Annotated in this window: 20 protein-coding genes, 2 tRNA genes and 1 riboswitch; of the genes, 18 read left to right on the top strand and 4 right to left on the bottom strand. The window is 33.9% G+C overall.

Annotated elements, in window-relative coordinates:
- Nucleotides 1-10 precede the first annotated feature (10 nt).
- Nucleotides 11-685 carry a DUF4430 domain-containing protein gene (locus BUB63_RS03925; RefSeq protein ID WP_073248017.1) on the top strand — a complete coding sequence of 225 codons (675 nt, stop codon included), beginning with the start codon at nucleotides 11-13 and terminating at the stop codon, nucleotides 683-685.
- Nucleotides 686-784: 99 nt separating this feature from the next.
- Nucleotides 785-1618, top strand: a complete 834-nt coding sequence (locus BUB63_RS03920) for a Cof-type HAD-IIB family hydrolase (protein WP_027309014.1) — start codon at nucleotides 785-787, stop codon at nucleotides 1616-1618.
- A 318-nt stretch (nucleotides 1619-1936) separates the two neighbouring features.
- On the opposite strand, the gene BUB63_RS03915 is transcribed toward BUB63_RS03920, so the two are convergent.
- The gene (locus tag BUB63_RS03915) at nucleotides 1937-2938 is read right to left on the bottom strand and encodes a hypothetical protein (protein ID WP_073248016.1); all 1002 of its coding nucleotides are present in this window, start codon (nucleotides 2936-2938) and stop codon (nucleotides 1937-1939) included.
- Nucleotides 2939-2955: 17 nt separating this feature from the next.
- A complete protein-coding gene (locus BUB63_RS03910; protein ID WP_073248015.1) occupies nucleotides 2956-3552 on the bottom strand; it encodes a metallophosphoesterase in 597 nt (198 codons plus the stop codon).
- A 513-nt stretch (nucleotides 3553-4065) separates the two neighbouring features.
- On the opposite strand from BUB63_RS03910, the gene BUB63_RS03905 reads away from it, so the two are divergent.
- Nucleotides 4066-4140 (top strand) — tRNA-Glu (locus tag BUB63_RS03905).
- A gap of 9 nt (nucleotides 4141-4149) precedes the next feature.
- Nucleotides 4150-4240 (top strand) — tRNA-Ser (locus BUB63_RS03900).
- Nucleotides 4241-4316: 76 nt separating this feature from the next.
- On the opposite strand, the gene splB is transcribed toward BUB63_RS03900, so the two are convergent.
- On the bottom strand, nucleotides 4317-5336 hold the full coding sequence (splB, locus tag BUB63_RS03895) for a spore photoproduct lyase (RefSeq protein WP_073248014.1): 1020 nt from the start codon (nucleotides 5334-5336) through the stop codon (nucleotides 4317-4319).
- A gap of 63 nt (nucleotides 5337-5399) precedes the next feature.
- Between splB and BUB63_RS03890 the strand changes: the two genes are divergently transcribed.
- Entirely contained in the window at nucleotides 5400-6542 is a 1143-nt protein-coding gene (locus BUB63_RS03890) for a DUF362 domain-containing protein (RefSeq protein WP_073248013.1), read from the top strand.
- Between the two features lie 42 nt (nucleotides 6543-6584).
- Here BUB63_RS03890 and BUB63_RS03885 read toward each other — a convergent pair whose 3' ends face one another.
- Complete coding sequence (locus tag BUB63_RS03885; RefSeq protein ID WP_073248012.1) at nucleotides 6585-7940, bottom strand: radical SAM/SPASM domain-containing protein; 1356 nt, start codon at nucleotides 7938-7940, stop codon at nucleotides 6585-6587.
- Nucleotides 7941-8203: 263 nt separating this feature from the next.
- Between BUB63_RS03885 and trmL the strand changes: the two genes are divergently transcribed.
- The 13 genes from trmL (at nucleotide 8204) to BUB63_RS03805 (ending at nucleotide 21990) form a co-directional block, all read left to right on the top strand.
- Nucleotides 8204-8671, top strand: a complete 468-nt coding sequence (gene trmL, locus BUB63_RS03880; protein ID WP_073248011.1) for a tRNA (uridine(34)/cytosine(34)/5-carboxymethylaminomethyluridine(34)-2'-O)-methyltransferase TrmL — start codon at nucleotides 8204-8206, stop codon at nucleotides 8669-8671.
- A 12-nt stretch (nucleotides 8672-8683) separates the two neighbouring features.
- The gene (locus BUB63_RS03875; protein WP_073248010.1) at nucleotides 8684-9526 is read left to right on the top strand and encodes a DegV family protein; all 843 of its coding nucleotides are present in this window, start codon (nucleotides 8684-8686) and stop codon (nucleotides 9524-9526) included.
- Nucleotides 9527-9732: 206 nt separating this feature from the next.
- Nucleotides 9733-9829, top strand: a riboswitch (glycine riboswitch).
- 128 nt (nucleotides 9830-9957) lie between these two features.
- The gene (locus BUB63_RS03865; protein ID WP_073248008.1) at nucleotides 9958-10338 is read left to right on the top strand and encodes a GrdX family protein; all 381 of its coding nucleotides are present in this window, start codon (nucleotides 9958-9960) and stop codon (nucleotides 10336-10338) included.
- Nucleotides 10339-10352: 14 nt separating this feature from the next.
- A complete protein-coding gene (gene trxB / locus BUB63_RS03860) occupies nucleotides 10353-11282 on the top strand; it encodes a thioredoxin-disulfide reductase (RefSeq protein WP_073248007.1) in 930 nt (309 codons plus the stop codon).
- A 10-nt stretch (nucleotides 11283-11292) separates the two neighbouring features.
- Entirely contained in the window at nucleotides 11293-11619 is a 327-nt protein-coding gene (trxA, locus tag BUB63_RS03855; RefSeq protein WP_073248043.1) for a thioredoxin TrxA, read from the top strand.
- Nucleotides 11620-11694: 75 nt separating this feature from the next.
- Nucleotides 11695-12981 (top strand): glycine/sarcosine/betaine reductase component B subunit, encoded by a 1287-nt coding sequence (locus tag BUB63_RS03850; protein WP_073248006.1) that lies wholly within the window; start codon nucleotides 11695-11697, stop codon nucleotides 12979-12981.
- 13 nt (nucleotides 12982-12994) lie between these two features.
- Complete coding sequence (gene grdA / locus BUB63_RS03840; RefSeq protein WP_084106493.1) at nucleotides 12995-13468, top strand: glycine/sarcosine/betaine reductase complex selenoprotein A; 474 nt, start codon at nucleotides 12995-12997, stop codon at nucleotides 13466-13468.
- Between the two features lie 20 nt (nucleotides 13469-13488).
- Nucleotides 13489-14790, top strand: coding sequence for a glycine reductase complex selenoprotein B (gene grdB, locus BUB63_RS03835; RefSeq protein WP_084106491.1), 1302 nt, complete (start codon nucleotides 13489-13491; stop codon nucleotides 14788-14790).
- A gap of 72 nt (nucleotides 14791-14862) precedes the next feature.
- Complete coding sequence (gene grdC, locus BUB63_RS03825) at nucleotides 14863-16398, top strand: glycine/sarcosine/betaine reductase complex component C subunit beta (RefSeq protein WP_073248002.1); 1536 nt, start codon at nucleotides 14863-14865, stop codon at nucleotides 16396-16398.
- Nucleotides 16399-16409: 11 nt separating this feature from the next.
- On the top strand, nucleotides 16410-17561 hold the full coding sequence (gene grdD / locus BUB63_RS03820; RefSeq protein ID WP_073248001.1) for a glycine/sarcosine/betaine reductase complex component C subunit alpha: 1152 nt from the start codon (nucleotides 16410-16412) through the stop codon (nucleotides 17559-17561).
- 378 nt (nucleotides 17562-17939) lie between these two features.
- A complete protein-coding gene (locus BUB63_RS03815; RefSeq protein WP_073248000.1) occupies nucleotides 17940-18998 on the top strand; it encodes a BMP family lipoprotein in 1059 nt (352 codons plus the stop codon).
- A gap of 63 nt (nucleotides 18999-19061) precedes the next feature.
- Nucleotides 19062-20582, top strand: a complete 1521-nt coding sequence (locus tag BUB63_RS03810; RefSeq protein WP_073247999.1) for an ABC transporter ATP-binding protein — start codon at nucleotides 19062-19064, stop codon at nucleotides 20580-20582.
- A gap of 121 nt (nucleotides 20583-20703) precedes the next feature.
- Entirely contained in the window at nucleotides 20704-21990 is a 1287-nt protein-coding gene (locus tag BUB63_RS03805; RefSeq protein ID WP_073247998.1) for an IS110 family RNA-guided transposase, read from the top strand.
- Nucleotides 21991-22390: the final 400 nt, after the last annotated feature.

Raw genomic sequence — 22390 nt, 5'->3', positions numbered from 1 at the left:
AGGCAGTTATATGAAAAAGAAGTTACTGCTAATTGTAGTAATGCTTGTTTTATCAGTTACAGCAATATCCTTTGCAGGCAGTTTACAAAATATACTTCAAAGGTCAGAAGTAGAGAATATTGAATTGAATAATAAAGAGGGAAAAAAGGTAGAACAAAGGGATCAAAATAAAGATAAGGTTGAAGAAAATAGTGTTAAGGACAAAAGCCAAGGTAATGATAGTGCGGTTGTAAAACAAGAACAGAATAAAGCGAGTGAAATAAAAAAGAAAGAAAGTAAAAATAGTACAAAGAGTGTAAACAAGAATGAGGAGAGTAGGAATAAAACAGAAAAGAGCAATGTCTCAAATGATAATAAATCTACAACTTTAAAACCAAATGTTTATATAATTGATACAGTAAACAATAAAGTAATTTATAAGGGCTATGTAGATATCAATTCAAAAACAGCAGGAGATGTTACATTGAAGGTATTGATAGATAATAAGATATCCTATAGAGCAAAGGGAACAGGAGGTAGTATTTACTTTTCATCGATTGCAGGGTTAAAGGAAAGGGATTATGGTGCAAATAGTGGTTGGTGCTATTTTGTAAATGGTGTAAAGCCTTCTGTAGGTGCAGGTTCATATACTTTAAAGGATGGAGATGTATTAGAGTGGAAGTTTCTTGAGGACGGGCTAAAATAGCCTGTCCTTAAATTTTGAATATAAGTTAAAGTTTATGTTTTATATTTTTATTATTTTATAGTATAATTTTTAGGGAATATTTGCGAAAGGATGATAGCTTTGAAATACAAATTGATAGCAATGGATATGGATGGAACACTATTAAATAGCCAAAAGCAGGTGACTGAATATACTAAGGATGTTTTAAGGAGGGCATCTGAGAAGGGGATTAAGCTGGTTATCTGTACAGGTAGGATTTTCACATCTGCAAAATCCTATGCAAGAATAATAGGTACAAAGGCACCTATTATAGCATCAAATGGAGCATATATTCGTGAAAAGGATAGAAATGAGGTTATATATGAAAAATACATAAAAAAAGAAACTCTATTGGATATAATAAAGGTTACAAGAGAATGGGGATTTTATCCACACATATACACAACTGATACTATATATTCAGAAAAGCTCATACATTCATCCTTGAACTATTCAAAGTGGAATGAAACAGTTCCAGAGGATGAAAGAATAAATATACAGATAGTAGACAGCCTTGAGGATGTTGTTGAAAAAGAGGGAGAGAATTTCTTAAAGGTTGTTGTTATGGCTCTTGAAGATGAGGTAGAGAAGCTTCAGGAACTAAAAAAATATATTAGAGATAATATGGATGTTTCAATTTTTTCATCATATATGAACAACTTTGAGATAATGGATAAAGAAGTGTCAAAGGGTAATGCATTAAAAAGGCTTGCGGAATTTTTTGATATAGATAGAGAAGCGATAGTTTGTTTTGGTGATAATGAAAACGATAAGACTATGTTTGAATTTGCAGGTTTCCCTATAGCAATGGGAAATGCAGAGGAAGAAATAAAAAAGATAGCAGCTTATGTAACAGATACAAATGATAACGATGGAGTAGCAAAGGCTATAGAGGAGTTAATACTTAGGGAGTAGACAAAATCTTACTCCCTTCAATCTGTTGAAAAAGTTATATATTTATTAGCCCCATGAAGGATTTCTTGGGCATTCGTTCATTTCGCTAAGCAATTCTAAGCTTTTCTTTGTTTGAAAAAGTCCTACCCTCGCGATGCCATCGTCCTGATGGCCGCTCGGCTCGGCACGTCCTGTGCCGAATTACGGACTTTTTCAAAGTCGAAAAGCAATAATTGCTAAAGCTCATGAAATATGCCTAATAAAATCCTTTCATGGGGCTTTTTTTATACTTTAGCTAACGAACAGGTTTGTCAACAATCTGTAGGGAGTAGATATTATCTACTCCCTTGTATTTAAAATGATGTTTTCAAGATTTATTAGCTTTTGCCTTTGTTCATCAGATAAGGTCTTTAAAATTTCCTCCCTAAACATCATTCCAAGATTTTTACGTTCCAAATTATTTACTTTAACTTCTGTCCAGTCTATTTTTTTATTTTTATAGATTAAGTCAAAATCAACGATTCTTGTACCGTCGTCTGTGTATTCAAGTCCAAGCAATATCTTTTTTATTTCAGTTGGAGGAAGCAATGTAAATAGTTTTATCTGATATACTAAGACAGATAAAAGAAACCTTGGAGTATCTTTTGTCCACATTTCGCCTAATATAAATCCAACATCTAAATTATCAAGTGCAATGGATAATCTTTTATAATGCATATCGTATTTGCTATATCTATCATATATGCGTATGCTTAATTCATACCAGGGTCTATCAACCAATCCCTCATTTAAAAATCTTAGTGCTTGATTTCTCAATTTAGATGATATAGTAGTAATATTTTCATCTATTAGTAGAGTAGTAGAATCAAAGGAATTTATAGTTAACCTACTGTTAAGAGGTTTTTCAGTAAATAAAATTATTGTTTGGTTAGATTCTCCATTTTCCAAGCTATCAAATATTGGTAGCATTTTGGCTCTATATTCATATGCAACAGAGCTAATTATTTTGTCCTTGTCTCCTTGAGTTCGCATAACTATAATTCCAGGTGCAGTTCTTATATCATTAATTTTTTCACATATTCTATTATTTATGAGATTATTGTAAAATTCGTCAGAAGGCATATTTATATAGATTGTTGTTAAAATATCTTTAATATGTGCTATCTTTTTATTTGGCTCTGTTATAAATATAATTGTTGAATTTTCATAAGTAGAATTTAAGGCATCAATAAGATTTGTTTTAACAGCAGAAAAACTTTTTGATATTTCATTAGAAAGCTCTTCAGGATTTTTGCTCCCTATAACTATCATCTTAGGACCTAATCTAAAAAGTGAAAGCATTTAATTTCCCCCCAAAATTAAATTCCTATTTTTGTTCTAAGTAATCTATAATTGTCAGTTCCCATTGGATATTTAAGATGAAAAACATTCTTAGATTCAATATCTATTATGTTTATTGAATTAATTCCATTTAGTTGATTCCTATTTCCCTTACTTTTATCGTGGCCGTATAAGTAAAAATCACATTTGTATTTTGGAAGATTATTTATCTTATGAGAAACTCCAATATTTATATCCTCAATTGAAATGGAACTACCTTCTTCTACTATGTAAATCTTATCTAATTTTTTTATAACATCAATGTTGTCGTGATTTCCAGGAACAATTATTATACGACTACTTGTGTATTTAACTAATTCACTTATAAATATAGAGGCATAATCCTTGTATTCATTTAATCTATTAGGATATAGCTCTAATTTTATATTATCAACAATATCTCCAGTATGTATTATATATTTTGGATTAATTTTTTTTACCAATTTAATTATCGAAGCATAGATGTTTGAGGGAGTGTCACTAATGTGCATGATGACATTTTTCCTTCCCAAAAGGTGGGTTGGAACATATATCCTTCCTGATAAAAAATATAGTGTATTTATAATATACTTCATTTTAACACCTGCTTTGGTTTTTTAAAATTATATAAAATTATAATTAGATTTTATAACCTTAGCTTTTTTAATTCAACTTAAAAATAATTAAGAAAAGTTTATATTTTTTCTTAAAACAAACAGCTGTTCAAAAAGTTATATATTGATTAGCCCCTTGAAGGATTTCTTGGGCATCGGTTCATTTCGCAAAGCAATTCTAAGCTTTTCTTTATTTAAAAAAGTCCCATCCTCGTGATGCCATCGTCCTGATGGCCGCTCGGCTCGGCACGTCCTGTGCCGAATTACTGACTTTTTCTTCGTCTAAAGCTAAGAATTGCTAAAGCTCATGAAAGAGCCTTTTAAAATCCTTTCTTGGGGCTTTCTTGTATTTAAGTCAACAATCTGATTGTATTCATAAAAATAATTTATGCCAATGTATATTTAAAATATCTTCATATCAATTTTATAAAAAACAAAAAAATATGTTGACTTTTGTCTAATAAGATGGTATATTATTTTCTGTGCCAGAGAGATGGCCCCTTGGTCAAGTGGTTAAGACACCACCCTTTCACGGTGGTAACAGGGGTTCGAATCCCCTAGGGGTCACCAATTGAATATGGAGAGGTGGTCGAGTTGGTTTAAGGCACCGGTCTTGAAAACCGGCGTGGGGGTAACTCCACCGTGGGTTCGAATCCCACCCTCTCCGCCAAAAAGTGCCACCCAGGTGAAATGTGACATTTGGAAGAAAATGAATTATGTCACATTTCACCTGGGTGGCACTTTAGTTATGTAAAGTATTCTATTTCGGCCTTGGGGAATCTTCTTTTTATTTCTGATATCATAAATTCCTTCATATCAGTGGAAATGTCCTTTTTATAAACATATTTATAAACACCATAGGGCCCCCACTTTTGTTGTCTGTTTTCCATTGAAAAGTCTATTTCTGTGTTTGGGAAACGTGCTAATATTGTATCCATAGCCTTTGTTGTAAATCTATGCTGAATAAGTTCAAATGTTATTTCAGCATTATCTGGGTTTTTTATTTTTTCCCTCAGCATATCAAGCAGTTCTCTATATTCCTCCTTATAGTTTTCATAATAGTATATAGGTGCAATAATAAAACCTAAGGGATAATTAGCATCATATACCCTTTGTGCAGCCTCTAATCGTTCCATTAAAGGGCTTACATTAAATTCAAATTTATCTACTACATATTTTGAATTTATGCTAAATCTTATTTTTGTATGCCCTTTGTGTACTATGTTTAGAAGGTTATCTACATAAGCAAATTTTGTAACAAGCCTTAATCTTCCGTATTCTTGCTGTGCAAAGAACTCAATAGCCTTTTTAACAGAACCTGTTAAATGTTCAACAGAAAGAGGATCGCTTGTGCTTGCAAGTTCAAAGGATGTAATTTTGGGCTTATTTTGGTTTATGTATTTTTCGTTGTTTTGTAAAATTTCTTCAACATTTGCATATACTCTTGCAAAGGGCTTTATATTTGGGTTAGACTGTAAATAGCAGTATTGACAGCTTGCGGGACATCCTGTAACAAGTGGAAATTGGTAATCTGCGGAGGGTTTGCAACTATCAAGTTTCATACTTTTTTTAACAGAGACAACAAGAGAACCTTTGGCATAGGCATAGTATTCTTGAATGTTGTCAAAGTCCTTTTCAAAGGTTACAGACTTATTTTCAACAAATACTGGAATATTTAATTCCTTAAGTTTATTATATATATATTGTCCTGTAGGATAATCCAATGTTTTGGGTTCAAAAAAGGCACGTTTTGGGTAAAACAGCATTATAAAACCTCCTTTATAATTAGAATAAATAGAAATAAAAAAAATATGTATTGAGGTGGTAAAATGAGTAGAGTGTATTCTGTAAAATGTAGTGACTATGAAAGGGAAAATGTATATAGAGCAGTTGATGAGATGATAAAACTATATGGAGGCATAGATAAAATAGCCAAAAGGGGAGAGACGGTTTTTTTAAAAATAAATTTAGTTATAAAAAAACACCCTGATGAAGCAGCAACAACACATCCGATGGTTATTGAGGCAGTAAGTAAAAGGCTTGTTGAAAACGGATGTAGAGTTATAATTGGAGACAGCCCAGGTGGTCCATACAATGAAAAGGTGCTTAGAGGGTTTTATAGGGTATGTGGAATAGAGGAGGCTGCTAAAAATAGTGGAGCAGAACTTAATTATGATTGTTCATACAGTGACTACAAAACACCTGATGGTTGTATATCAAGAGTTTTAACTATGATTGACCCACCTTTCAAGTGTGATAGGATAATTACTATTTCAAAGTTAAAAACCCATAGTATGGCAGTTTATACAGGTGCTGTTAAGGTTTTGTTTGGAATGATACCAGGAGTATTAAAGGTTGAATATCATTTCAAAATGCCTGAAATATATGATTTTTCAAATCTACTTGTTGATATATGTGAGACAGTTAAACCATCCTTCTCTATTATTGATGGAATAGTTGCGATGGAGGGGGATGGACCAACTGCAGGTGTGCCTAAAAATGTAGGACTTCTATTAGCTTCGGAAAACCCCTATGAACTCGATGTGTGCGGAGCACATATTATGGGACTTAAGGTAGAGGATGTTCCTACACTAAAAAGAAGTTTAGAGAGAGGAATAATAAAGGGTGGCATAGAAACTGTAGATATAGTAGGTGAGGATTTAGATAAATATGTTTCAAACTTCAAAGTTCCTAAAATTAGAAGTGTAAATTTCTTTAGAGGAAGAGTTCCAAAGAGAGTAGAGGATTTTTTAACCTTTTATTTATCTCCAAGACCAGAGTTTTCAAAGGATATTTGTATAAAGTGTGGGGTATGTGTTGAGAGTTGTCCACCTAAGGCACTTAAAATGGGAGATAAGGTTCCAAGTATAGATTATAAAAAGTGCATAAGGTGCTTCTGTTGTCACGAGCTCTGTCCTAAAAAGGCAATAAGTATAAAAAGACCGTGGATATTAAATAGAGTTTTTAAATAAAAAGTGCTGTAGGGCCTTTACCTACAGCACTTTTTTAAATATTTATGCACCCTTAGACATATTTTTCTTTGCCATCATAATTTCATCAGCCTTTTCGCCCCAAGCCTTTGCATATTCTTGAAGCTTATCGGCAAGTTGATCTACTGTTTCATCATCATTAACTTGTGTTGAGAAGGCTCCAGACTCTTTTACCATCTTTCTTAAGGCATCTGGATTATCTATCATTGGACAAGGTCTTAGTAGATTATTATTAAATGGTTGATTTCTTCTATATGCCATAAATAATGGGGATTGTAGAACTTCCAATAGACTATGTTCCTTTATGTTCATATTTGAATAGTGTATGAACGCACAAGGTTCACAATCTCCATTAGCATTAATATGGAAATATCTTCTTCCGCCAGCTATACATCCATTTGAAAATTCTCCATCATTCCAAAAATCAAGCACAAATATTGGTTCTGTTGCTCTTATTTCATTTATTCTTCTATACATATATTCTCTTTGTTCGATTGTTGCCATAAAGTTTACATCACTGTCGCTTCCAACTGGAACATAGGTAAAATACCATCCAAATCTACAGCCCTTTTGTACCATTAAATCTATATATTCCTTTGATGCAACTACTTCTGTATTGTATCTATGATAGCAGGTTGAAAAACCAAATATACATCCATAGTCTCTTAATATGTCCATTGCCTTCATAACAGCATCAAAACAACCTTCACCACGTCTCATATCAGTTTCTTCTCTAAATCCTTCAACACTAAATGCAAGTGCAAAGTTTCCAACCCTTTGCATTTCCTTTGCAAAATCTTCATCTACTAAAGTACCATTTGTGAAGGATAAGAAGGCACACTCGTTGTGCTTTTCACAAAGTTTTATAATATCATCCTTTCTCATAAGTGGTTCTCCACCTGAGAATATATACATATATATTCCAAGTTCCTTGCCTTCGGTTACAACTTTGTCTAAATCTTCAAAGGAAAGATTCCAAGGCTTGTACTCACCTGCCCAGCATCCTTTACACTTAAGGTTACAAGCAGATGTAGGGTCTATAAGTATTGCCCAAGGTATGTTGCAATCATATTTCTTTTCGTTTTCAAGCTGAACAGGTATACCAAACATAGTTGCATTTAAGAAATAATTTATTCCAACTCTTTCTCTGACATTAGGATGTATCTCTGTTAATAGCTTATATGTGTACTTATACCAGTTACTGTTTGGGTCATCAAGATATTTTTTGATATTAGCTATATATTTTTTGTCCTGTTCTCTTATTGCTATTTTTTCTCCCCATCTTATAATTTTAGGGATATTCTTTTCTGGGTCCTTCAAGATGTACTTAACAGCTTCTTTAATTGCAGCTTCACCAAGTCTTGTCCTTGCTAAATTCATTAAAACCCCTCCCACTTTTTACTATTCATATATATTATATAAAATTAAGAATTATAACTTCTATAACCATTATTATATCACTTAATACTAAAAATGGCTTAATTTAGCAGTTAAATTAACATAAAAATTATACTGACTTGTCACTAAAATTAATTTTACTCAAAAATATTCTTAAACAGTCTGTTTTAAGTTAAATTTTATTTACTTTTTTTTTAGACTCTTGGTATAATAAAATGTATATATGTAGTTTTGGAGGGATAGCATTGAATCTTAATATAGTTTTATATCAGCCAGAAATACCCTATAATACAGGAAATATAGGAAGAACTTGTGTTTTAACAAATTCAAGACTACATCTTATTAAGCCACTTGGTTTTTTAATTGATGATAAGCATTTAAAAAGAGCAGGAATGGACTATTGGAAGCTTGTTGATGTTGTTTACTATGAAAGCTTTGAACATTTTTTAGAACTTAATAAGGGTGCAAGGATATTTTTATCAACAACTAAAGCCGATAAGCTGTATACGGAGGTTCAATACAAACAGGGCGATTTTATAATGTTTGGTAGAGAGTCTTCGGGGGTTCCAGATAGCGTTAGAGAGAAGTTTAAAGATACTTTAATAAGAATACCTATGGTAGAAACAACAGAAAGATCACTAAATTTATCTAATACAGTATCTATTGTTGCGTATGAAGCGTTACGACAAATAGGATTTCCTAATATGAAATAATGGAGGGGTATGATGAATAAAATAGCTATAGTTGTAGATAGTACTGCAGATATTCCAAAGGAGCTTGTGAAAAAGTATAATATCAGAGTTATTCCTTTAACGGTATCTTATAAAGACAGAAACTACTATGATGGTGTAGATTTAAAAATAGATGATCTACTTAAGATGCTTGACGAAGGAGAGGAACTTCCAAAGACTTCTCAAGTTAATCCTGCAAGATTTTGTGATGAATACAAAAGACTTCTTGATGAAGGATACAAAATAATTTCAATTCATATATCATCAAACTTAAGTGGTACTTATCAATCAGCCCTTATTGCAAAGGATATGCTTGAAACAGAGGATGTATATGTTGTGGATTCAAGAACAGTAAGCTTTGGGACAGGTATGCTTGCTTTAAAGGCGGCAAAAATGGTAGAAGAAGGAAAAGATATAGAAGAAATCTACAATACACTAAATGAACTTGCACCAAAATCAAGGGTAGCATTTGCATTGGATAAGTTAGAATACCTTAAAAAGGGTGGAAGACTATCAGGTGCTCAAGCAGCTATTGGTACACTTTTAAACATTAAGCCTATAATTTATATTACAGAAGGAAGACTTGAAATATTAGATAAAACAAGGGGAATGAAGAAGGCCTTAACAAGAATGATAAAATATGTTCAAGAGGAAGGTTTTGAAAAGGATGAACTATTTGCAGTAGGAACTGTAAGAGACTTTGAAAATTTAGCCGAATTTGAAGGTATGGTTAGAAGTGAGCTTGGTGTTGATGAGTATCTTCTTGCAGAGGTTGGAACAGTAGTTGCAACATACTCCGGCCCAGGAGTTATTGGAATATGGTTTTATAAAAAATAATCTGATAACACAGCTATGGTTATGGAATTGCCCCTTGAAGGAATGCCAAGGAAATCCTTCAAGGGGCTTATCTTATTTTGACTTTTTTAACAGCCTAAACATCCCAATAGGGGTGTTATTTATTTTTATAATTAAAACTATTCAAAAAATAAATAGCAAAATTGCTATAATTTAGGTATAATGAAATTAGGAAGTAAATATTCTGGATGAAGCAAATAGGAGAGACCCAAAAGGGCGCCGAAGGGGTAAGTAAAGCTTGCCAAGTTTTATGATACTCTCAGGCAAAAGTACTATTTGTGGACAGAACTCTGTGAAGGCAGAGGATGTAGGCAACTACATCCTTTTTTTATTTGTATATTAGCTTTTATATGTATAGAAACACTTTTGCTTAAAGTAAAATTAATTCCTATGAATTAAAAGAGGTGTAGGATTTGAAACTAAAACCAGTTATAGTAACTAATAATCCCTTAACTAAAGCAAGTTTAGAAACTAAATATGAAGTAATATTTAACCCAGATGCATCTTTGTTAGATATTTTAATAACAGTAAGAGACTATGTTCATAAAGGCCATAGGCTGTTAACCCACCCTTTGATGGGAAGTATAAAACCAAACCAGACACCCTATAAATCTGTCGCAGTATCAAGGCAGTGCTTTGATGAGATAGATTTGATGAGCATTAACATAATAGAAGAGAGTATATTAAAGGCACAACAACTTATAAAAAACAAAAAAATATCTATTTATAACCACAGAATCCTTGAGGATTTTAGTCTAATTGATTTTGATTTAATAAAAAATGCATTAAATTGAAAGGAAGTGATGGGATGAGCCATATTTATGACATTGTAATAATAGGAGGAGGGCCAGCAGGCCTATCAGCAGGACTTTATGCATCAAGAGCAAAACTTGACGTATTAGTAATTGAAAAGGAAAAGTTTGGAGGTCAGGCTGCAACAACTGCAGAACTTGAAAACTACCCAGGTTCAATTGAAAATTGTACAGGTCCAGCTTTAGTTGAAAGGATGAGAAAACAGGCAGAGGAGTTTGGTACAACCTTTTCAAAGGATGAAATAGTAGAGGTGGATTTTTTTGATGATATCAAAATATTAAAGGGAAGAAAGGAAGAATACAGATCAAAGGCTGTTATCATAGCAACAGGTGCAGAATACAGGCTGGCAGGATTTAAAAATGAAATTGAACTTAGAGGTAGAGGGGTTTCCTACTGTGCTACCTGTGATGCGGATTTCTTTGAAGGTTTAGATGTTGCAGTTATAGGTGGTGGAGATAGTGCAATAACTGAGGCACTTTACTTAACAAAGTTTGCCGAAACAGTAACTATTATTCATAGAAGAGATTCTTTAAGGGCTGCTAAATCACTACAGGAAAAGGCCTTTAACAATCCAAAGATAAAGTTTATTTGGGATACAGTAGTAGAGGAAGCAAAGGGAGATGAAATATTAGAGAGCCTTGTATTAAGAAATGTAAAGACAGGAGAGATTAGTGAACTTGCTGTTAATGGAGTTTTTGTTTTTGTAGGACTTGAACCAAAAAGTGAGCTTTTTAAGGGTAAAGTTGAAATGGATGATAGAGGCTATATCTTAACAGATAGAAATATGAAGACAAATGTTGAAGGGGTATTTGCTGCAGGTGATGTAGTTCAAAAATCACTAAGACAGGTTATAACTGCAGCAGCCGATGGAGCAGTTGCTGCTGTTGCTGCAGAGGAATATATAAATGAAAAATTTAATAAATAGGAGGGAAAGTATGTTAGAGGTTAATAAGGACAATTTTGAAGTTGAAGTTTTAAATTACACAGAAAAGCCAGTTTTTGTTGATTACTGGGGAGATAAGTGCCAAAAATGCATTGAACTTATGCCAGATGTTCATAAGCTTGAAGAAAAATATGGAGATAAGATTAAGTTCTGTAGCTTAAATACAAGTCAAAATAGAAGACTTGCAATAGCTCAGAAGGTATTAGGACTTCCAACAATGATTATGTATGTTAATGGGGAAAAGGCAGAAACTCTAACACCAGATAAAATCAATACAGTTGAAGATATTGAAAATATGATTAAAAAGTTCTGTGAATAAGTGAGACAAGGTCTCCTTATTTGAATAAAAAATTAATAATATTCAGCAAAATGTAAACTATAGGGGGTGAAGGTATTGCGACTTGAGCTTGGAAAAATATTTATCAAGGATGTTCAGTTTTCAGATGTGACAAAGGTTGAAAAGGGTGTTTTGTACATTAACAAAGAAGAACTTCTTAAGGAAGTATCAGGGGATGAGAGATTAAAAAGCATAGATGTAGAAATTGCAAGACCTGGTGAAGAGGTAAGAATCATCCCTGTAAAGGATGTAATTGAACCAAGAGTAAAGGTTGAGGGAAAAGGAGGTATTTTCCCAGGATTTATTTCAAAGGTTGATACAGTAGGCTCAGGTAGAACTCACATATTAAAAGGAGCAGCAGTAGTAACAACTGGAAAAATAGTTGGTTTCCAAGAAGGTATAATAGATATGACAGGCGAAGGTGCAAAATATACTCCATTTTCTAAAACAAATAATGTTGTTTTGGTATGTGAACCAGTTGACAATCTTCCACAGCACGAACACGAAGAGGCTGTTAGGATGGTAGGTTTTAAGGCTGCCTGCTATCTTGGAAGGGCTGGTAAAGATGTAGAACCAGATGAAATTAAGGTTTATGAAACGCTTCCTCTTCTTGAACAAGTAAAGATGTATCCAAGTCTACCAAAGGTTGTTTATGTTTATATGCTTCAAAGCCAGGGACTTTTACACGACACCTATGTATATGGGATTGATGCAAAGAAGATTATTCCAACATTTATTTATCCTACAGAGGTATTTGATGGTGCAATTGTAAGTGGAAACTGTGTTTCTGCCTGTGACAAAAATCCAACCTATGTTCATATGAACAACCCAATTATAGAAGACTTATATGAAAGACACGGAAAAGATATTAATTTTATAGGTTGCATAATAACAAATGAAAATGTTTATCTTGCAGACAAGGAAAGGTCATCCAATTACACAGCTAAACTTGTTGAATTTATAGGTGCAGATGCAGCAATAATTTCAGAAGAAGGATTTGGAAATCCTGATGCAGACCTTGTAATGAACTGTAATAAGATAGAAGAAAAGGGAATAAAAACGGTACTTGTTACAGATGAATATGCAGGAAGAGACGGAGCTTCACAATCCCTTGCAGATTCAACTCCAAAGGGAGATGCAGTTGTAACTGCAGGAAATGCAAATGAACTTATAGTGCTTCCACCAATGAAGAAGGTTATTGGGCATAAGGAGGCTGCGAACATCATTGCTGGTGGATATGCAGGCTCACTAAAAGAAGATGGTTCAATAGAGGCAGAAATTCAGGTTATTACTGGCGCAACCAGTGAAGTTGGATTTGGTTATTTATCAGCAAAAGGATTTTAAAGGGGGTAATACTATGATATTAAAGGGAAGAAAGGTTATAGCAATAGGAGATAGAGATGGTATTCCAGGACCTGCAATTGAAGAATGTGCAAAGAGTGCAGGGGCAGAAGTTGTTTTTGCTTCAACAGAATGCTTTGTTTGAACTGCTGCAGGTGCAATGGATCTGGAGATCCAACAAAGAGTTAAGGATTTAACTGAAAAATATGGTGCAGAAAATGTTGTTGTACTACTTGGTGGTGCAGAGGCGGAGGCAGCTGGCTTATCTGCAGAAACAGTTACAGCAGGAGACCCAACCTATGCAGGACCATTAGCTGGTGTACCATTAGGACTTAGAGTATATCACATTCTTGAGGAAGAGATTAAAAATGAATGTGATCCAACTGTTTATGATGAACAGTGTGGAATGATGGAAATGGTTCTTGATGTTGAGGCAATTTCTAATGAAGTACGTTCTATGAGAGAAATGTACAGTCAATATAAAGATTGACACAGGGGAGGTGGGAGTAGATGATTAAGGTTGTTCACTATTTAAATCAGTTTTTTGGACAGATAGGTGGAGAAGATAAGGCCCATATTGAACCCTTTGTGAAGGAAGGATTTGTAGGACCAGGGATGGCACTTAATGCGGCTTTTAAAGGACAGGCACAGATAGTAGCAACAATAATATGTGGTGATTCCTACTATGCTGAAAATGAGGAAAAGGCAAAAAATACTATTCTTGAGATGATAAAAAAATATGAGCCAGACTTATTTATAGCTGGTCCAGCCTTTAATGCAGGAAGATATGGAAGTGCTTGTGGAAGTATCTGTAAGCACGTTAAAGAAAATTTAAGCATACCTGTTTTAACTGGTATGTATATAGAAAACCCAGGTGTTGATCTTTATAAAAGGGATATTTATATAATTTCCACAAAGGATAGTGCAGTAGGTATGAGGGATGCTATACCAAAGATGGCTTCTCTTGCACTAAAACTTATAAATGAGGAAGAAATAGAAAGTCCTGAGAAGGAAGGATATATAGAAAGAGGAATCAGAATAAACTATTTTGCATCAGAGAGAGGTTCTAAAAGAGCTGTTGATATGCTCATAAAAAAGATAAAGGGAGAGGAATTTGATACAGAGTTTAAAATGCCAGATTTTGATAGAGTGGCACCAAATCCTCCAATAGTTGATATCGAAAATGCAAAGATAGCTCTTGTAACCTCTGGTGGTATTGTTCCAAAGGGAAACCCTGATAAGATTGAATCTTCAAGTGCATCAAAATTTGGAAAATACGATATTGAAGGTGTATATGATTTAACAAATGAAACCTATGAAACAGCCCACGGAGGATATGACCCAGTATATGCAAATAAAGATGCAGACAGGGTTTTACCTGTAGATGTATTAAGGGAATTAGAAAAAGAGGGAAAAATAGGTTCGCTCCACAGATATTATTATTCAACAGTAGGAAATGGAACAGCTGTTGCAAATGCTAAAAAGTTTGGTCAAAAAATTGCAGAGGAGCTTATAAAGGATGGTGTGCAGGCTGTAATTTTAACCTCTACTTGAGGTACTTGTACTCGTTGCGGTGCAACGATGGTAAAGGAAATTGAAAGGGCAGGATTGCCTGTAGTTCATATGTGTACAATTGTTCCAATTTCAAAAACTGTAGGTGCAAATAGAATAGTTCCAACAGTCGCAATACCTCACCCACTTGGAAATCCAAATCTATCCTATGAAGATGAAAAGGCATTAAGGAGAAAACTTGTAGAAAAGGCATTAAAGGCACTACAAACTCCAATTGAAGAACAAACAGTTTTTGAATAAAAATAAGTTCCGTTTAGGTTTATCCTAAACGGAACTTATTAAAAATCAATTTGATTTATGGGAGGTAATTTTATGTATCCTGTTATAAGGGGCGTTAGTTATGTTTTAGTTCATACTCCTGATATGGTTTTACACAATGGTACTACACAAACTCTTGAAAGGGAGACAAACTCCGATTCGGAATATCTAAAGGTTATTAGAAATCATTTAAGAAGCTACGATGATGTAATTGCATATCCAGTTAATCAAACCTACATAGGAAATATAGAACCAGAAGAATTAGCAAATCTTGAAAGACCCTGGTTTAATAAGAAAGTTGAAAATGCAAATAGATATGGAAAATTTGGAGAGATAATGCCTGAGGATGAGTTTTATGGGCTTATAAAAAGTTGTGATGTTTTTGATTTAGTGAGATTGGAAAAGAGTTTTACTCAGAATTTAAAGATAAAGTTTGAAAATAGTAATTACTTGAAGGAGCTTTCAAATAGACTTGGAGAGGGCAGCGAATTAGAGGAAATAAATAAATTGGTTGAAAATGGAGTAGCAGAGGGCCTATATTTAGATGACAAATTAGTAGGTTGTGTAAAGAGAGCTCACGAGTTTGATATAAACTTATCAGCCCACGTAATAACTGAAAATTTAGCAGTTAAGGCATCGGGGGTTTTAGCAGCACTTCATATTATTGAAAAGGCAAATATAAACAAAGAAGATATAGACTACATTATTGAATGTTCAGAGGAAGCCTGTGGAGATATGAATCAAAGGGGTGGAGGAAACTTTGCAAAGGCAATAGGAGAGATAGCAGGTTTAAAAAATGCAACTGGATGTGATGTTAGAGGATTTTGTGCAGGGCCAACCCACGCGTTATTATATGCTTCAACACTAATACAGTCTAAGGTATTTAAAAATGTTCTTGTTGTTGCAGGTGGGGCTACTGCAAAGCTTGGAATGAATGGACGTGACCACGTAAAAAAGGGAATGCCTATAATGGAGGATGTTTTAGGTGGTTTTGCAATTTTAGTTTCTGAAAATGATGGAGTAAATCCTGTTGTTAGAACAGATTCAGTAGGAAAGCATTCAATAGGTGCAGGTGCTTCGCCACAGGCAGTAATTGAGGCGATTGTCGCTCAGCCTCTTGAAAGGCTTAATCTAAAATTCACTGATGTTGATAAATATGCACCAGAGATGCAAAATCCTGAAGTTACAGAGCCTGCTGGTGCTGGAGATGTTCCAACTCAAAACTATAAGATGATTGCAGCACTTGCAGTTAAGAAGGGTCAACTTGAAAGAAGCCAAATAAATGAATTCGTTAAAAAGCACGGATATGTTGGGTATGCGCCAACACAAGGACACGTTCCTTCAGGTGTTCCAATACTTGGATTTGCAAGGGAGAAGATGCTAAAGGGAGAAATGAATAGAGTAATGATAGTTGGGAAGGGAAGTCTTTTCCTTGCTCGAATGACAAATCTATTTGATGGAATTTCCTATTTGATTGAGAAAAATTCGGGAATTTATGAGGATAAAAAGGAACTAATTACAAAGGATGAAGTTAAAAAGATGGTAGCAGAGGCTCTTAAGGATTTTGCTTCCCACTTACTTGATGAATAAGGGGTGGTTATATGTCTAAAAATATAAAAAAAATGGTTGCAGAAGTATTTAATGATATAGCAGATATTTTAGAAAACGGATATGCTGAAGAAAAAATAAAAATTGGATTAACTACCTTAGGAAGTGAGCTTGGAGAAGAAGAAATTATAAAGGCAGCATATCTTGCTAAAAATAAATATAGTGATTTTGAAGTAGTGCTAATTGGCCCAAGTGAAGTTGAGGGTTTTTCCTGTATTAAAGCAGAAAGTGAAGATGAATGTCATAAAATAATGGAAGAGCTTATAGATGAAAAAGTTTTAAAGGGATGCGTAACAATGCATTATAATTTCCCAATTGGCGTTTCAACTGTAGGTAGAATAATTACACCAGCAAAGGGAAAGGAAGTTTTTATATCAACGACAACTGGAACTTCGTCGGCAGATAGAATTGAGGCTATGGTTAAAAATGCGTTTTATGGAATAATAGCTGCGAAGGCCTGTGGTATAAAAAAACCAACGGTAGGTATACTAAATGTTGAAGGTGCAAGACAAGTTGAAAAGATACTAATAGAACTAAAAAATACAGGATATGATATTGAGTTTTGTTCATCAATAAGAAAAGACGGAGGTTTTATATTAAGGGGAAATGATATTTTAGCAGGTTCAGCAGATGTGGTTGTAACTGATTCCCTTACAGGAAATGTATTGATGAAGATATTTTCGGCATATACAACAGGTGGAGACTATGAGTCATTAGGCTATGGATATGGACCAGGAATAGGTGAAGGTTATAAAAGACTAATAAACATAATATCAAGGGCATCAGGTGCTCCTGTAATTTGTGAAGCATTAAGATATTGTGCAACCTGTGCTAAAAACGAAATAAATAAAATATTAGAGGATGAGTTTAAAAAATTAGAGTCAGTTAATCTTAAATATATTTTTGAAAAATTGAAAAAAGTAAATGGTAAATCAACTGAAGATGTTAAGTGCCCTGATAAAAAGGTTGTTACCTCCACCATATCAGGAATTGATATTTTAGAGCTTGAAAATGCAGTGAAAATGCTTTGGGTTAAAGGAATATATGCAGAAAGTGGTATGGGATGTACAGGTCCTGTAGTTATGGTGGCAGATGAAGATTTAGATAGAGCTATGAAAATATTAAAGGAATGTAATCTTATATAAAGGGGCAATTGCCCCTCAAATATTAAAATTCGACAATTTGCGACAGTAGCCAAATTTTAAAATTATTATTTTTTTGAAAAAATTTAAATAACATATTGAAATTATACAAAAGTTATCGTATATTATTATATGCAGGGTAATATGATAAAGTTAAATAAAAATATGATAAAATATATTTTTTTGCAACTTTTAAATAGTATAGCACAATACGTTCTGAAATTGGAAGAACTTGAAATTATGACATTTAAAAATAATTTTCTGAAAAATAAAATGGTAAATATTTTATTAAATTCATTTTTTACATAATGGGTTCGTTATAAAATTGTATCCTTTTAGGAATATTAAAAATATAAACACCAAAAAGAAGGGGGAAAAAATATGAAAATGAAAAAAGCTCTTGCCCTTGTTCTTTCAGCTTCATTAATAGCTGGTGTATTTGCTGGCTGTGCAAAGAAGGAAGGAGAACAAGGAACACAACCAAAGTCAAGCATTAAGGTTGGTATGGCAACAGACCAAGGAGGTCTTGGTGACAAGTCCTTTAATGATTCAGCTTATGAAGGATTAAAGAAGGCTGAAAAGGACTTTGGAGTAAAGGTAGATGTTCTTCAATCAAAGCAACAAGAAAATTATGAACCAAACCTTACACAACTTGGACAAAGAGATGATTTAACATTTGCAATTGGTTTCCTAATGGAAGGTTCACTTAAGAATGTTGCTCAAAAGATGCCAGATAAGAAGTTTGCTATTATCGACGCAGTTGTTGATCTACCAAACGTAAAATCAATTACATTTAAAGAAGAAGAAGGTTCATTCTTAATGGGTGTAATTGCTGGTAAAATGACAAAGACTAACAAGGTTGGTTTCATTGGTGGAATAGAAATGCCACTTATTGAAAAGTTTGAAGCTGGATTTGCAGCAGGGGTTAAGGCGGTAAATCCACAAGCTGCAGAAGGCTTAATGAACAAAACAACTGTTAAGTATGCTGGAAGTTTCAATGATGCTAATAAAGGTTATGAATTAGCAAAGGCTCTTTACAATGATGGATGTGACGTTGTTTACCACGCGGCTGGTGGAGTAGGACTTGGATTATTCAAGGCTGCAAAGGAAATGAAGAAGTGGGCAATAGGTGTTGACCAAGACCAAGCTGAAACAGCACCAGATTATAAGGATGTAATTCTTTCATCAATGATAAAGAGGGTTGACGTTGGTACTTATACTGCTACAAAGGAATTAGTTGAAGGAAACTTCAAGGCTGGGCATACTGTGCTTGGATTAAAAGAAGATGGTGTAGGCTATGCTCCAACAACTAAGAACAACACACCAGCAGATGTTATAGCTGTAGTAGATAAATACGCACAAGCTATTAAGGATGGAAAGTTTACAGTTCCAGAAAAAAGAGATGACGTTAAGAACTTTACAGCTCCTGAAGTTAAGTAATTTAATATAAAGCTAGATGCCGCCGCATCTAGCTTTTTTAACCAAAAGAAGGGAGGAAAATTAATGCAAAAAGTTGTTGAAATGAAGGGGATAACAAAGGTTTTCCCAGGTGTTAGAGCAAATGATGATGTAAACTTTGAACTACTAAAGGGAGAAATACACGTTCTACTTGGAGAAAATGGAGCTGGAAAAACAACTTTAATGAACATACTATATGGACTTTACCAACCTGATGCTGGAGAAATATATGTAAATGGACAAAAGGTAAACATAAAAAGCCCAGGAGATGCAATAAAGCTTGGTATAGGAATGGTGCATCAGCACTTTATGCTTGTGCATAATTTTACAGTTGCTGAAAACATAGTGCTTGGTGCAGAACCTAAAAAGGGTATAAAAATTGATATGCAAAAGGCCATAAAGGATACTGAAGAAATAGCAAAGAAGTATGGATTTAAAATAGATCCGAATGCAGTAATAGAAGATATAACTGTTGGACAACAACAAAAGGTTGAAATATTAAAGGCATTATATAGAGGTGCAGATATATTAATACTTGATGAACCAACAGCAGTATTAACACCTCAAGAAATAGAAGAGTTAGGGGTTATTTTAAAGAACTTGGTTAAAGAGGGTAAGTCAATCATATTGATTACTCATAAGCTAAAAGAAGTTATGGCAATGAGTGATAGGGTTACAATCGTAAGAAGGGGAAAGGTTATAGATACAGTTTATACAAAGGATACAAATATAGATGAACTTGCTGAAATGATGGTAGGTAGAAAAGTTAATTTGGTAGTAGAAAAGAGTGAAGCAAAACCAGGTAAGGTTGTATTAAAGCTTGAAAATGTTTCAGCTTTAGATCACAGAAAACTTCCAGCTGTTAAAGGTGTAAATTTAGAAGTTAGAGCTGGAGAAATAGTTGGTATAGCTGGTGTTGATGGAAATGGTCAAACTGAACTTATAGAGGTTATAACTGGTCTTAGAAAACCAACCGATGGCAGGGTTTATATAAACGACAAAGATGTAACTGGAAAGACTCCAAGGGATGTTATTGAAGCAGGAGTTGGACATATTCCAGAGGATAGGCATAAGCGTGGTCTGGTTTTAAAGTACTCACTATATGAAAATGCAGTTTTAGGTAACCATTATAAGCTTCCTTTCGCAAAGGGAATTATGATGAATTATAACAAAATAAAGGAATATGCAAGAAAATTAATTGATGAGTTTGATGTTAGAACTCCAAATGAAGAAGTTTTTGCATCAGCTCTATCAGGTGGTAACCAACAAAAGTTTATTGCTGCAAGAGAAATAAATAAAGACCCAGAACTTATAATTGCAGCACAACCTACACGTGGTATCGACGTTGGTGCAATTGAGTACATCCACAAGAGGCTTGTAGAGGAAAGAGATAAAGGTAGAGCAATACTACTTGTTTCACTTGAACTTGATGAAATATTAGCGTTATCCGACAGAATTGCTGTAATATACGACGGACAAATAGTTGATATATTAGATGCTAAGAGTGCAACTGAACACGAACTTGGAATACTTATGGCAGGCGGCACTCTTAAGAAGCAGGCATAAGGAGCATTCCTGTAATGAAATAATTTGAGAGTGGATAAAAAAAGCACCTCCTGATAGAATACAGGGTATAAGGCACTAAACTTATCCCTAATTAATAAAACTATCATTGGAGGTACCTAAAATGAATTATAACCAAAATAAAAGAATAATGCAAATAAATGAACAAACATTAATTATCGGTATTGATATTGCAAAAGAAAAGCATGTTGCGAGAGCACAGGATTTTAGAGGAATTGAATATGGTAAGGCACTTAACTTTACAAATGATAATAAAGGATTTATCGAACTTTATAACTGGATGAAAAAGCTATGTGCGGAGCACGGTAAGAATAATGTGATTGTTGGTATGGAACCTACAGGACATTATTGGTTTTGTTTAGCTAAGTTCCTTACACACAATGGAATAAAAGTAGCTATTGTTAATCCTATGCATGTAAAGAAAAGCAAAGAGCTGGATGATAATTCTCCTACTAAAAACGATACAAAAGATGCTAAAGTTATAGCACAGCTTGTTAAAGATGGTAGGTTTGCAGAGCCTAATTTACCTCAAGGTATATATGCCGATTTAAGAATAGCTATGGATTTTAGAGATATATTGATAAAAGAACTAAATAGTGTAAAAGCAAGAATAGCACGTTGGCTGGATATATATTTCCCAGAATTTGAGGATATATTTTCATCTTGGGAAGGTAAAACAGCGTTATTAACACTAAGGAACTTATCCACACCATCTAAAATCGTTAAATCAACCATTGAAGATATTCTAAAACTGTGGAAAACAGAAGTTAAAAGAGCCGTAGGCGTTAAACGTGCAGAACTACTTATGGAAAAAGCCCAAATATCTGTAGGAGTAACAGAAGGTCTTGAAATGGCTGAATATGAACTCCAATATCTTTTAGATAAATATGATTCTGTGATGCTTAAATTGAATGACTTGCTGGTTAAGGTTGAGGCTATTATTAGTGAAATACCTGGAGCAAAAGAAATGCTTCTTATTCCCGGACTTGGCCTTGTTACTGTTGCGGGCTTCCTGTCTGAAGTTTGTGAATTGACTCAGTATGCACATCCACGTCAGATTCAGAAACTTGCCGGGCTCACATTAAAAGAACATAGCTCAGGTAAACATAAAGGACAAACCACTATAACCAAAAGAGGAAGGCGAAAGCTTAGAGCATTACTTTTTAAGGCCATTATGCCTTTAGTAGCTATAAATAATGAATTTAAGGCACTGCATAAATACTATACAACTCGTGCTAATAATCCTCTAAAGAAAAAACAATCGCTTATAGCCCTATGCTGTAAACTAATAAGAGTTCTTTATGCAATAGGAACAAAGGGAGTTCATTATAATCCACAGAAATTTATAAATGATATTAAACATCCAGAAGTTACAGGTAAGGTTGCTTAACAAATGTGTATAATTATTTCAATTTTAATATAAATTATTCACTGATTTTTAGATTGTAGTTCTTTGATAAATGGAGCTTGGAGTAGTCGGTAATATAATTCACCATACGGGCGTAGACCCTGCAAAGGAGCATAACCGACATCCACCTCATGGATAGGTTGAACGAAGGAATTTAGGGACAATGATCCTGTGAGACATGGGAGGGTAGACCACCTTGAGCATTGTGGATATCCATTTGCTAACATAAAATACCAAATCAACACTATGTCTATTAAGAACACCCTTATTATTCCAAATTATATCATAAATAATAATTCTATCCATACGCTCCAAACTATAAATGATGAAAATCTAAGAATAAGTGAGTAAATTAAAGAAAATTAAAGATTATAGAGGGAGG

It is taken from the genome of Caloramator proteoclasticus DSM 10124 (assembly GCF_900129265.1).
In the GTDB taxonomy this organism is placed as follows: domain Bacteria; phylum Bacillota; class Clostridia; order Clostridiales; family Caloramatoraceae; genus Thermobrachium; species Thermobrachium proteoclasticum.
This window is presented reverse-complemented; position numbering and strand designations above follow the sequence as displayed.

Bases quoted from the DNA above. Each gene is read 5' to 3' on its own strand.
- BUB63_RS03925 (WP_073248017.1), top strand. From the start codon at position 11: ATGAAAAAGAAGTTACTGCTAATTGTAGTAATGCTTGTTTTATCAGTT.
- BUB63_RS03915 (WP_073248016.1), bottom strand. From the start codon at position 2,938: ATGCTTTCACTTTTTAGATTAGGTCCTAAGATGATAGTTATAGGGAGC.
- BUB63_RS03910 (WP_073248015.1), bottom strand. From the start codon at position 3,552: ATGAAGTATATTATAAATACACTATATTTTTTATCAGGAAGGATATAT.
- splB (WP_073248014.1), bottom strand. From the start codon at position 5,336: ATGCTGTTTTACCCAAAACGTGCCTTTTTTGAACCCAAAACATTGGAT.
- BUB63_RS03890 (WP_073248013.1), top strand. From the start codon at position 5,400: ATGAGTAGAGTGTATTCTGTAAAATGTAGTGACTATGAAAGGGAAAAT.
- BUB63_RS03885 (WP_073248012.1), bottom strand. From the start codon at position 7,940: ATGAATTTAGCAAGGACAAGACTTGGTGAAGCTGCAATTAAAGAAGCT.
- BUB63_RS03875 (WP_073248010.1), top strand. From the start codon at position 8,684: ATGAATAAAATAGCTATAGTTGTAGATAGTACTGCAGATATTCCAAAG.
- trxB (WP_073248007.1), top strand. From the start codon at position 10,353: ATGAGCCATATTTATGACATTGTAATAATAGGAGGAGGGCCAGCAGGC.
- trxA (WP_073248043.1), top strand. From the start codon at position 11,293: ATGTTAGAGGTTAATAAGGACAATTTTGAAGTTGAAGTTTTAAATTAC.
- grdC (WP_073248002.1), top strand. From the start codon at position 14,863: ATGTATCCTGTTATAAGGGGCGTTAGTTATGTTTTAGTTCATACTCCT.
- grdD (WP_073248001.1), top strand. From the start codon at position 16,410: ATGTCTAAAAATATAAAAAAAATGGTTGCAGAAGTATTTAATGATATA.
- BUB63_RS03815 (WP_073248000.1), top strand. From the start codon at position 17,940: ATGAAAATGAAAAAAGCTCTTGCCCTTGTTCTTTCAGCTTCATTAATA.
- BUB63_RS03810 (WP_073247999.1), top strand. From the start codon at position 19,062: ATGCAAAAAGTTGTTGAAATGAAGGGGATAACAAAGGTTTTCCCAGGT.
- BUB63_RS03805 (WP_073247998.1), top strand. From the start codon at position 20,704: ATGAATTATAACCAAAATAAAAGAATAATGCAAATAAATGAACAAACA.